The 11,935-nt window shown below is 53.2% G+C and carries 13 protein-coding genes; 9 read left to right on the top strand and 4 right to left on the bottom strand.

From position 1 onward, the window contains the following. From BP07_RS00800 to BP07_RS00785, 4 genes are read right to left on the bottom strand one after another with little or no spacing between them, the layout of a single operon-like run. Positions 1-366 (bottom strand): response regulator, encoded by a 366-nt coding sequence (locus tag BP07_RS00800; protein ID WP_042684416.1) that lies wholly within the window; start codon positions 364-366, stop codon positions 1-3. 4 nt (positions 367-370) lie between these two features. After that, complete coding sequence (locus BP07_RS00795) at positions 371-1,177, bottom strand: CheF family chemotaxis protein (RefSeq protein ID WP_042684414.1); 807 nt, start codon at positions 1,175-1,177, stop codon at positions 371-373. 2 nt (positions 1,178-1,179) lie between these two features. After that, positions 1,180-1,644: a chemotaxis protein CheW gene (locus BP07_RS00790; RefSeq protein WP_042684410.1), complete on the bottom strand. Its 465-nt coding sequence runs from the start codon at positions 1,642-1,644 to the stop codon at positions 1,180-1,182. A gap of 40 nt (positions 1,645-1,684) precedes the next feature. Beyond that, the gene (locus tag BP07_RS00785; protein WP_052353055.1) at positions 1,685-3,508 is read right to left on the bottom strand and encodes a methyl-accepting chemotaxis protein; all 1,824 of its coding nucleotides are present in this window, start codon (positions 3,506-3,508) and stop codon (positions 1,685-1,687) included. Between the two features lie 164 nt (positions 3,509-3,672). On the opposite strand from BP07_RS00785, the gene BP07_RS08930 reads away from it, so the two are divergent. From BP07_RS08930 to nadC, 9 genes are all read left to right on the top strand, one after another. Then, positions 3,673-3,834 (top strand): hypothetical protein, encoded by a 162-nt coding sequence (locus tag BP07_RS08930; protein WP_169736223.1) that lies wholly within the window; start codon positions 3,673-3,675, stop codon positions 3,832-3,834. Between the two features lie 168 nt (positions 3,835-4,002). Further along, on the top strand, positions 4,003-4,827 hold the full coding sequence (locus BP07_RS00780; RefSeq protein ID WP_211247028.1) for a CBS pair associated ParBc domain-containing protein: 825 nt from the start codon (positions 4,003-4,005) through the stop codon (positions 4,825-4,827). A gap of 1 nt (position 4,828) precedes the next feature. Next, entirely contained in the window at positions 4,829-7,288 is a 2,460-nt protein-coding gene (gyrA, locus tag BP07_RS00775) for a DNA gyrase subunit A (RefSeq protein WP_042684408.1), read from the top strand. Positions 7,289-7,290: 2 nt separating this feature from the next. Further along, complete coding sequence (locus tag BP07_RS00770) at positions 7,291-7,572, top strand: acylphosphatase (RefSeq protein WP_084174019.1); 282 nt, start codon at positions 7,291-7,293, stop codon at positions 7,570-7,572. 4 nt (positions 7,573-7,576) lie between these two features. Then, positions 7,577-7,879 (top strand): MTH1187 family thiamine-binding protein, encoded by a 303-nt coding sequence (locus BP07_RS00765; protein WP_042684405.1) that lies wholly within the window; start codon positions 7,577-7,579, stop codon positions 7,877-7,879. After that, entirely contained in the window at positions 7,876-8,871 is a 996-nt protein-coding gene (locus BP07_RS00760) for an ATP-grasp domain-containing protein (protein ID WP_042684403.1), read from the top strand. Before BP07_RS00765 ends, BP07_RS00760 begins: the two co-directional genes overlap by 4 nt. 33 nt (positions 8,872-8,904) lie before the next feature. Then, on the top strand, positions 8,905-9,324 hold the full coding sequence (locus BP07_RS00755) for a ferritin-like domain-containing protein (protein WP_042684400.1): 420 nt from the start codon (positions 8,905-8,907) through the stop codon (positions 9,322-9,324). Between the two features lie 185 nt (positions 9,325-9,509). After that, entirely contained in the window at positions 9,510-11,003 is a 1,494-nt protein-coding gene (locus BP07_RS00750; protein WP_042684398.1) for a thiamine pyrophosphate-binding protein, read from the top strand. 14 nt (positions 11,004-11,017) lie between these two features. Further along, positions 11,018-11,839: a carboxylating nicotinate-nucleotide diphosphorylase gene (nadC, locus tag BP07_RS00745; RefSeq protein ID WP_042684395.1), complete on the top strand. Its 822-nt coding sequence runs from the start codon at positions 11,018-11,020 to the stop codon at positions 11,837-11,839. Positions 11,840-11,935: the final 96 nt, after the last annotated feature.

Genomic DNA, 11,935 nt, shown 5'->3' with positions numbered 1-11,935 from the left:
TCAGCTCATGCCTGTAATCCTCTTGAGCTCCTCTATAACCTTCGGAGCCTGAAATGGTTTAACAATATATCCCTTAGCTCCGAGCTTTATCGCTGCTTTCACCATCTGTTCCTGACCAACTGCTGTACACATCACAACCTTCGCATTTGGATCTAACTTTCTGATCTCTTTCAGAGCCTCAATACCGTTCATCTCAGGCATAACAATATCCATTGTCATAACATCCGGCTTCAGCTGTTTGTATAACTCAACAGCCTGTTTTCCATTTTCTGCTTCACCAACTATGTCAAAGCCACCAGAAAAAAGGATGTTCCTCAAAAGTTTCCTCATAAATGCTGTATCATCAACTATCAAGACCTTCGCCATAAAATCACCTCGCAGCCTTCTTCATAATCTCGCTAACCAGAGCCGCACCTTTCGGTGTGAGCTCTACTTCCTTCCTAATCTTAACAACCTTTGCCAAACCAAGATCAACGAATCTGTCAAAATACCTGTTGAGCTCATCAGTAGATACACCAAGAATCGACTCTATGCTGACCGAATCCACACCTGTGTAAACCATTGTCAATATCTGCTCCTCAGCATCTGACAGCTTTTCTTTTGGCTTATGCATATCTATGAGCTGCTGAAGATAATTCTGAAGCATTTCCAGAGTTGTTTCAGGGCAGAGAACAAAACTTGTGATTACCTCTCCCTTCTCCACATGAGTAACCACAAGCACCACTCTCTGCTTCCCGCCTATCGTCCTGACATCCTTTCCTACAGACCCAAGACTGTTAAGTGAAATTCTGAGCTGCTTTGAGGGAGATAAAAACCATATAGCCTCGTCGGTTATGCTGAGGTAGCCTTTTTCCCACTTAGAATCTTTTACCACCACCCCACCTCTTGTTGCTGGAGAGAGAAAGTAAACAGCGAATCTGTCGGACTTGAGGTTAAAAGCAAGATACCTGAAAATCTGCTGCTGTCTGCTTCCGAAATTCAAGTAATAATTCCGGTCCTTCTTTATTCTAACAGCTTCTTTACCCGCATATTCAAGTTTTTCAAGATCCTGTATTTCTCTGGACTGGATTTTTGTATTGGCGAAAGTAATGTCACTCTCAGTGATGACAACTTCTGTGCTTTTCCAACCATTGTCAAAGATTTCTGCAGGAGTTTTAAGCAGAACTCTTTCGCTCATAACTACCTCAGTTTTTCCATTTCATCCTCACTCAACACCTTGTTCAAATCAATTAAAATCAGCAAGCCATCTGGAAACTTACCAACTCCCTTAAGGAATTTCGCCTCATTTCTTGCAGTAATCATGTTTGGCAAAGCCTCAATGTCAGCTGAGGACAGATACTTGACCTCGTTAACCGTGTCGACCATCATCCCTATAACAGCATTTTCATTCTCAACAACGATTATGCGGGTGTCGTTGTCGATTTCCTTAGGCTGCATTCCAAAACGCTTTCTGAGGTTAATTATTGTGGTTATCTGTCCACGAAGGTTGATAACCCCTTCAACAAAGTCTGGGGCGTTTGGTATTCTCGTAATCTGGGTTGGTCTGATGATTTCTCTGACTTGAGATATATCTACGCCATACCTCTCATCTCCAAGATTGAAAACTATAACCTGGGCTGTGTCGTTGCTCTTAATCGTCTGCATGCCCTCCACCTCCTAAAAACTGATTTTTTACCCCCATTGGTCATTGTCGCCGCGTAGTCGATACATCCACGCCTTCTTCAAATATCTTGAAGTTCTCAAGAACCATCTGTGTGGTCTTGTTGGCTATTTCGTTAACTTTCTCCATCGCTATGCTGACCTGCTGGACTGCTGCTGTCTGCTCTTCTATTGCCGCTGAAGTCTCCTCACCGCTGGCAGCGTTCTCTTCAGCAGTTGATGCAACCTCCTCAAAGTTTCTGGCAAGCTGCTCTATCTTTGCCAACCCCTCTTCTGTCCCTTTTGACACGTTTCTGAGCATCTCATTTATTCTGTTTACTGCCTCAGCGATTTCACCGGCCTTGTTCAAAGCGGCCTCAATACCCTTGCCCCCTTCTGCAGAGTCAGCCTTAACCTTCATTATCGCATCTATTACCTTTCTCGTCTCTTCCTGAACTCCTTTGACTATTTCGCCTATCTCCTCTGTACTCCTTCTCGACTCCTCTGCCAGTTTCCTGATCTCATCTGCAACTACTGCAAACCCTCTACCATACTCTCCTGCCCTTGCAGCTTCAATTGCCGCATTCAGTGCGAGTAAGTTGGTTTGGTCTGCTATGGACTTGATCTTTTCTGTAACCTTGCCAATGCTTCTGACAGCAACTTCAAGTTTTTCTACGATGGATGCGGTCTTTTCTATATTCTCTACTACTATGCCAAGAGTCTGTAAAGCTTTTTCGCTTTCTTCTTTGGACTCTCCAGCGTTCTTTGATGCAGCTTCTGTAAATTTGGTCGACTGCTCTGCATCAGCACCCAGCTTCTTGAATGTCTCTTCCGCAGCTTTTAAGTCAGCAACAGATGCATTTGCAAGGCGCGACAGATTTTCACTTCCCGTTGCAATTTGCTGTGAAGCCGAGCTTATCTGCTGCATTCCAGCATTCATCTGGCTGACTGCTTCATTTGCTTCCTTTATCTGTTCTGTTGTTCCTCTCATATTGTCTGCAAGGTTCTTTATGATGTTCGATAATCTTTCAGCAAACTCGTTAAAGACGTCGATGGTCTTGCCAAATTCGTCATCCTTTATCTTCTCAAGCCTGACGTTGAGGTTTCCTGTCTGCAGCTCTCTGATGCCACTGCTGAGCATGTTAAGGCACGTGTTGGTGTAGTCGAATATTTCCTGTATCTGCCTCTCCTTCTGCTTCTGCTCACTTATATCCACGAAGGAGCACACTACACCTCCAAATTCGTCGGCGATGTAAACAGGAGCACACGAAGACAGAATCGGTATTGTCTCTCCTGTCGCAATCTTAAGACGTCCTTCTTTACCCTCAATTGTTGTTCTATTCTCGAGAGCAAGCTCTATGAAAGTCCTCCCTCCTGCTGCAACATTTGTAGCAAGTTCAGAGGGCCTTTTTCCTATTGCATCATCAATGCTATCAGCACCAAATACCTTAGCAGCATACTCGTTTATGTACTCCACTACTCCGTCTTTGTTTACAAAAAGAATAAATACTGGTTTAGGAATCCGCCTTACAAGTTCTCTGACAAACTTTTTGGCTCTTTCAAACTCTTTTTCCTTTTCTACGAGCTTTTGTCTTAGCTCTTCAACTTCTTTCTCCAATTTGTCAACTTCTCCACCTTTTTTCTCTGCTATATCCAGCAAAGCTTTCAGCCTTCCCACTTCCGCTTCTTTTTCCTCTAAGGTAGAAAGGAGTTCATTTAACTCAGGATTAGCCACCGTTTCTCCCCCATTTTTAAGTTCAGTAGCAGCCATAACCTTACCCCGCTTCAGAGTTTGTTCAAATACCACGAGCGCGATAAGCAACATAGCCACCCACACTGGGGTGGAAAGAAGCCCATCTGGTATGTACATATACCTACCCCCTTCTCGTTATATTAAAGCCCCCACTTATGATATAAAAATTTTTCATTAGGAAAAAATCACAGCTGAGTAAATTCAAAAGTGAAATTACAATACTTAAATTATAAAAATAGAAGGAAAAAACTTTTTTAATTCTTTTTGGAAAGATTAATTCCATGAAATCTATAGATATTGGGTTTGCTGTTCTTGCAGTATTTTCAGCAGTTATGCTTACCTATGAGTGGCTCTCGGTATACAACAACGTTGATTATACTGTGATTTTTTACGCTGGAATGTTTGTTTTCGCTATAGTGACTTTAATATTAAGGAAACAGTAGTGACCCCCTTCCCTGCTCACGCAGGGAGCTTCCACCCCTCTGGGGGTTGGGTGTGGGTATACACTGAGAATACCCACCCACTCCCCTGAGTTTACCACACCCTCAACGGTTGTCCTCTTAGCGACAGATTTATAGGAGCGGTGAGAAGAAAGAGAAGGGGAGCCCCGCATGGGAGAGATGAGTGATGTCGAGCAGGTGAGGGTGAGGGAGTACATGACCACCAACGTGGCGGTCGCCCACCCAGAGGACACCATAGAGGACGTCATCGCCCTCATAGAGCAGACTGGACACGATGGATTCCCGGTGGTGGAAAATGGCAAGGTCATCGGCTACATATCGTCCAAGGACATGCTGTTCTTTCCCAAAAATGCGCACGTGAGGGAGGCGATGAACAGGGACGTGGTGAGCGCCTGTGAGGATATGAACATCTCTGATGCGGCAAGAGTGATGTTCAGGACTGGAAAGAGCAAGCTTCCGGTAGTGGATGAAAAAAACCGTCTCGTGGGTATCCTCACCAACACCGACATCATCCGCTCCCACATAGAGCGCACCACACCCAAGAAGGTATGGAAGCTCAAGAGAACGCTCGAGGTGGTGCATGACACCAAGGTCAGGGTGAAGAGGGGTTGTATCAGCATCGACAGGCTCATACCCACCCAGCCAAAGATATACGCGGACGAGCTTCAGGGAAGGATGTACGAGCTCAAGCTCGGGCTCACAGAACCCATCATCGTGATAGAGAAGGGCGATAAGCTGATACTCGCCGACGGGCATCACAGGGTGATGGCAGCGAAAAGCATGGGCATCGAAAGGCTCGATGCATACATACTCGTGGTGGACGAGGACGTGCCGCTGGGCATGGAGCGCACTGCAGAGCATGCTGGGTTGAAGAGTCTGGACGACATCAAGGTGATGGATTACGTGAAGCATCCCCTGAGCGAAATCACGCAGAAGGTGGTAAGCGACAAGAACAGCAGGTATGTGTGGGGATAGTATGGAGGTTGCACACGGCGGTGAGAGGGTAGTTCCAGTGCTCATCGAGGAAGAGATGAAGCGCTCCTACATCGACTATGCGATGAGCGTGATTGTGGGGAGGGCGCTTCCCGATGTCAGAGATGGGCTCAAGCCCGTGCATCGCAGGATTCTGTACTCGATGTGGGAGTCAAAGCTCACCCATGACAGACCATACAAGAAGTCTGCCCGTGTGGTGGGCGATGTGCTGGGTAAGTATCATCCCCATGGGGATGCTGCCGTGTACGACGCTTTGGTGCGCATGGCACAGGACTTCTCCCTTCGCTATCCCCTCATAGATGGGCAGGGCAACTTTGGCTCCATCGATGGGGATGAGGCTGCTGCGATGCGATACACCGAGGTGAGGCTTGAGAAAATCGCCGAGGAGATGCTCGCCGATATCGAGAAGGACACCGTGGACTTTGTGCCCAACTACGATTCCTCCCTCAAGGAGCCCGTTGTGCTCCCATCGAGGCTGCCCAACCTTCTGGTGAACGGCTCGTCTGGCATAGCGGTGGGCATGGCCACCAACATCCCCCCCCACAACCTCTCGGAGGTGTGCGATGCCATCGTTGCGCTGATAGATGACCCTGACATCGATGTGGATGGGTTGATGCGCCACATAAAGGGACCAGACTTTCCCACGGGCGCGGTAATCTTTGGCGTGGACGGCATACGCAGTGCATATGAGAGTGGCAGGGGCACAATCAAAATCAGGGCGGTTGCCAGCATCGAGCCACTGAGGGGTGGCAGAGAGGCAATCGTGATCACCGAGCTGCCCTATCAGGTGAACAAGGCACAGCTCATAGAGCACATTGCAAGGCTCGTGAGAGAGGGGGTGCTATCGGGCATCTCCAACATACGGGACGAGTCTGACAAGGAGGGCATCAGGGTGGTCATCGAGCTCAAGCGGGGTACAAACTCCAGTGTGGTGCTCAACAGGCTGTACAGGCACACCAAGTGCGAGCTCTCGTTTGGCATCATCAACCTCGCGCTCGTGGATGGCGAGCCCAGAGAGCTGTCCCTAAAGCAGATGCTCTGGCTCTTTGTGGAGCATCGAAGAGACGTAATCCGCAGACGCTCAAGCTTCGAGCTCCATCAGGCAGAGCAGAGGATACACGTGCTCGAAGGTCTCAAGCTTGCCCTCGACAACCTCGACGAGGTGGTGCCACTCATAAGGGCTGCCAAGACCCCGAGGGATGCGCAGCAGGAGCTCATCGCTCGATTTAAGATGAGTGAGCTGCAGGCTCAGAAGATACTGGAGATGCCGCTGAGAAGGCTCACCGCCCTCGAGAGAGAAAAGCTGGACGAGGAGCATGCACAGCTCAAGAAGAGGGCAGAGCACCTGAGGGCGCTTCTTGCCGATGACTCCCTCATCATGGCTGAGATAAAGAGAGAGGTCATGGAGCTTCGAGAGATGTATGGGGATGAGCGGCGCACTCGCATAGAGGGCGACATCGTGGAGATGGATGCCGAGGATCTCATAGCAGACGAGGAAGTGGTGGTGAGCCTTACCCATGGGGGTTATCTGAAACGCACACCCCTAAGGGCGTATCGCACCCAGAGGCGTGGGGGCAAGGGCGTGAAGGGCATGGACACCAAGGATAGCGATCATGTGGAGAACTTTCACATCGCTTCGACCCACGACCACATGCTCTTCTTCACCAACAGGGGGGTGGCGTACAGGCTGAGGGTGTACGAGCTCCCAGAGGGGGAAAGGCATGCCATGGGCAAGCCCGTGGTGAACTTCCTTTCCCTCACCAAGGGTGAGCGCATAACTGCAATGATTCCCGTGAGGGATGTGAGCGAGGGACGCTACCTCACCATGGCGACGAGAAAAGGGTTCGTGAAGCGGCTCTCGCTAAACGAGCTTGCCCATGCTGGAAGGAGGGGTGTTAGGGCGATTGGGCTGGTCGAGGGCGATGAGCTCGTGGGAGTGCGGCTCACCGATGGGCACAGCGATGTGGTGCTCAGCACAAAGCTTGGCTACTCTCTGGTGTTTTCCGAGGATGAGGTGAGACAGATGGGCAGGACTGCGAGAGGTGTTAGGGGCATCACTCTGAGGGAGGGAGATGAGGTGGTGAGCCTCGCTGTGCTCACAGAGGGCGTGCAGCTGCTCTCCATCACCGAGAGAGGGTATGGTAAGCGCATGAGTCCCGAGGAGCTCAGGAGCATAAAGAGGGGAATGCGACGGGGCGCAAAGGGCGTAATCACCACGAAAATCACGTCACAGACTGGATACCTCATGGGCGTGAGAGAGGTGCATCCTGAGGATGAGGTCGTGCTGAGCACTGAGAATGGAGCGGTGATAAGAATGGGCACCTCCCAGATTGCGCAGTATGGCAGGTCTGCCCGTGGGGTCAGGGTGATGGACGTGAGCGAGAATGATAGGGTTGTGAGCTTTTCCATCGTGCCCAAGGATGCCGAGACCGAGAGGAGGTGAGCATGGAAGATAGGGTGTGCATGCATGCCTTCGTGTCTGGAAAAGTGCAGGGGGTGTGGTTCAGAAGCTTTGTGCAGCAGAGGGCGTTGGAGCTCAGGCTCACGGGGTTTGTGCGCAATCTTCCAGATGGCAGGGTGGAGGTGGTGGCAGAAGGACCGTTCCAGCAGCTCGAGCAGCTCGAGGCAGCCCTCTGGGAAGGACCACCGCTTGCCAAAGTGGTTTCCGTGGAGGTGAGGTACAATCCTCCCACCGGGAGGTTCCATGGGTTCGTGATAAGGAGATGATGATATGGTAATAGCCGAGATTTCGATAGTGCCCTTGGGCACGAATAGCCCAAGCGTGTCTAAATACGTGGCAGAGGCGGTCAAGCTCATCGAGCAGAGCGGGCTGGCATACGAGCTCACACCCATGGGCACTGTTGTGGAGGGGGAGCTGGGGCAGGTGCTCGAGCTGCTAAAACGAGTGCACGAGGTACCGTTCCTCATGGGCGCTCAAAGGGTGGTGAGCACCATAAGGATAGACGACCGCAGGGATGTGCAGAGGGGCATGCGTGAGAAGGTGAACTCGGTCAAGAGCAAGCTCGAGCCATGAAGGTGCTGGTGGCCGAGTACGCGGTGGCGAGTGGGCTTGAGCCCCCGATACGGTACGAGGGGCTCGCCATGCTGAGCGTGCTCGTGAGGGGATTTGTGGAGAGCGGGTGTGAGGTGAGCTACCTCACTCGGGGCACAACGCTTCGCTGGGGCACCCCCATCCGGTGCGATGATGGGCGCTTCGAGCAGATGCTGAGGGAGCGGTGCAGAGAGGTGGATGCCGCACTCGTGATAGCTCCAGATGAGCTGCTGGCTCCCCTCACACGGGTGGTGGAGGAGGAGTGTTTGAATCTCGGGTGTCCCTCGGCGTGTGTTGGCACGTGCGCCGATAAGCTCGAGGTGTTCGAGGCACTTAAGGGAAGGGTGCCCACCTGTGAGCCATGGGAGGGCGAAGGCCCATGGGTGAGCAAGCCAAGGTTCGGATGCGCCTCAGAGGATGTGGTGCTGGGAGGAAGACGGGTACGTGGGGAGAGGTGGAAGCCCCTCAGGGGAAAGAGCGTGAGCATGGGGGTGGTGGGCTCACGGCACGGGGTGCTCACTCTCCCTCTCACCCTTCAGAGGATTCACTACGTGTGTGATGGGCTGGGTCTCTCTGACATCGATGCCGCCCTCGAGCATGCCGAGAGGGGAAATGTGGTCAGGATAGAGTACGGGGGCAATGTGGTGCCCCATCCCTCACCGATGGAGGAAGATGTGGCTCAGGTAGTGCGAGAGGCATACGGGATACTGGGCTGCGAGGGCTACGTGGGCATGGACGTGGTGCTCGCAGACGAGCCATACATCGTGGATGTTAACCCAAGGCCCACCACCTCTATCCTCGGGCTTGATGTCGTGTGCACGCCCTCGGTCGGACGGTTAATACTGAGCGCGAAGCTTCCAGAGTGTTTTGGAGAGCTTCCAGAGCGTGTGGATGTGAATGGGCAGATGGCGTTTTCCAAGGAGGATATTCCGCTGCTATTGCAGAGATTGGGCTTCACATATAATTTTAAATAGAAGAAAGCCCATATAGAGAAAGGAGGCATCGGATTGAGCAGGCAGGAGCTGATAGATGCGCTCAACAGCGATAGGGCGGACGAGCTGGCGGCTATAATCCAGTACATGGGACATCACTACGAGGCAGAGGGTATGGAGGCCCTTCCCATCATGGACATGGTGAGGCAGATAGCCATCGACGAGATGAGACATGCTGAGATGCTCGCTGAGCGCATCGTGATGCTGGGGGGCACTCCCACCCAGACGCCCTCTGAGATTCACAGGGGTGGGGACCTCAGGAAGATGATGGAGGATGACCTTGCAGCAGAGAGCAGGGCGATAGAGAACTACAGGAAGCACATAAAGCTCGCTGACCAGGAGGGAGACACCACCACCCGCAGGATGCTCGAGGAAATCCTTGCAGATGAGGAGATGCACGCCGACCAGTTCAGGACTGTTCTCGGCTCAAAGTGAGCCCCTCTTTTTTATATAGTGATTGCTCCCGTTGTCCCCTTGCACTCATACTTCCCACAGGGTGACAAGAACGACAACAAACCGATATGGGGCTTTCATGAGGACAAAAAACGAGCTTGTCATGGTCGTCATGAAGCCAATTAACTCATTCTCGAATTCGAAAGTGGTATATGTGGGGCTACTAAGTGAATAGTGTGATGAACGGGATAGAGGCGCTGGTGTGTGCCCTGCGTGCTGCTGGCGTGCAGAGTGTGTATGCGGTGCCGGGCTACCCCATCACCGAGCTGGCTGAGCACGTAATCGAGCACATGCGCCCCCGTGCGAGGTGGGTGATAAGCGAAAAGAGCGCGTTCGAGATGGCGTTCGGGGGCTCCGTGAGTGGCAGGAGGACGTGTGTAATCACAAAGCACGTGGGGCTCAACGTGCTCTCAGACCCCCTCATCACCAGCGCCACCCACACCATTGGGGCAGGGCTGGTGGTCATCACGGGAGATGACCCTCTGGCATTGGGCTCCCAGAACGAGCAGGACTCGAGGTACTACGGGCTGCTCGCCGAGGTGCCAGTGTTTGACCCCAACCCGCACAATCTCATGGGCTGCGTTGCCAGCGCATACATGCTCTCAGAGCGCACGCGGGCGCCAGCCATCATCAGGCTGACATCGAGGTTGCTTGAAGCAGAGTGCGCACTGGAGTCCCTCTCTATCCCGAGGGAGCCGCTCTCCAGCTATGACCATGGTGTGTGGAGCCTCACGCTTCATGGAAAGCACCAGCGCTTTTACAGGGACGCCCATCCCCTGATGAGGCAGGAGGCAGAGCACACCTCTCTAAACAGGCTCGTGCACAGGGGCGAGGATGTGGTGATATCCTCTGGATATGCCTCATACGTGGTGGAGCGGGCACTTGAGGCTGGGGGACTCGATGTGAGCCATCTCTCGCTCTCCCTCGTGAACCCCCTCCCTCTCTCGCTGCTCTCGAGGGCTCTCTCATACAGAAGGGTGCTCGTGGTGGAGGAGCCGTATCCCTTCATAGAGCACCACATCGCCACCCATGAGCACGTCAGGGGGAGGACCACCGGGCACATCACGAGCACTGGGATAGGGGAGGAGGACGTGCTGTGGGCGCTTGAAAGGCTCGATACAGAAAAGCTCGAGCCAGAGTACGTTCCCCAGAGCCTCGACATGCGGGGCTACAGGCACTACATATGCGATAACTGTCCGTTCCTTCCGCTTCTCGAGGCGCTCTCAGAGCTGGATGTGCCAGTGGCAGGCGATGTGGGCTGTGTCATCAGGAGTGCTCCAGAGCCCATGGCTGCGGTGGATGTGGCACTGGCTCTGGGCTCTGCCGTGGGGGTGGCAAGCGGCTTTCCAGAGGGGGGCATAGCGGTGATTGGGGACTTTGCGCTGCTGCACTCAGCACTGCCATCGCTGGTGCACGCACGTGCATGGAGCATCGACGTTCTCGTGGTGGTGCTTAAAAACTCCGTGGCCGCCATCACGGGGGGTCAGTGGTTGCCAGAGCTGGAGCTTCTCGATGATGTGGTGAGGGGCATCTGTCCGGAGGTGAGGGTGGTAAGCTGCAGTGCGCTCGATAGGGATGGGTGGCACGAGCTTCTCTCTACGCTCTTGGAGGGCCATGGCTTAAGGATGGTGATTGCAGAGGGCGTGTGCCCAGAGGGCTAAATGGGGGTGTGCGCATGCTGAGATGCGAGCTCGAGAGGTTCATAGAGGAGGACGTTGGCTGGGCAGGTGAGCTATTCGACATAGTGGATGGGGAGTGCATTGGCGTGGTGTATGCTGGGCAGGAGGGTGTGGTGGCGGGCCTTGAGGAGGCACATGAGGTGTTCGAGTACTTTGGGCTGGATGTGGAGCTGCTGGTGGTGGATGGAAGCTCAGTGAGGGAGGGGGATGCACTCATGCGTGTGAGGGGCAGTGCGAGCAGCCTTCTCAGGGCAGAGCGGCTCGCCCTCAACTTCATTGGCAGGATGTCGGGCATTGCCACCATGACCCGCAGGTGTGTGGATGCCCTAAGGCAGGCAGGCTCTCGTGTGCGGGTGGCATGCACCAGAAAGACCACTCCCGGCTTTAGGAAATTTGAGAAGCGGGCGGTGGTGCTCGGTGGGGGCGATGCCCACAGGTTCGACCTCTCGGATGCCATCATGCTAAAGGACAACCACCTCAAGCTGATAACAATCGAAGAGGGGGTGAGAAGGGCAAGGGCTCTTGCGGGAGTGATGCGAAAGGTGGAGGTGGAGGTGGAGAGTATAGAGGATGCCGTAAGGGCTGCGAGGGCTGGAGCCGATGTTATCATGTTCGACAACATGAGCCCAGAGCAGATACAGAAGGGGGTGCACACGCTGCAGAGGCTGGGGCTGAGGGACGGCGTGCTGCTCGAAGCATCGGGCGGCATCACATGCGAGAACATCACGAGTTATGCTCACATAGGGCTGGACTTCGTGTCGGTGGGACAAATCGTGCACTCTGCGCCCTTCTTTGACGTCAGGCTCGAGGTAGTATAGCCCTCACAGCGCCCCGCCACAGCTTAACGAAGCTGGCACGTGAGTGGATTAATGGGGTGTGGCTTAGCCACACCCCTTAATGCGCTGTTTTGCTGG

The organism is Methermicoccus shengliensis DSM 18856, from assembly GCF_000711905.1.
GTDB lineage: Archaea > Halobacteriota > Methanosarcinia > DSM-18856 > Methermicoccaceae > Methermicoccus > Methermicoccus shengliensis.
Note: the sequence above shows the minus strand (reverse complement) of the source record. Positions and strands in the feature narration are given on the sequence as shown.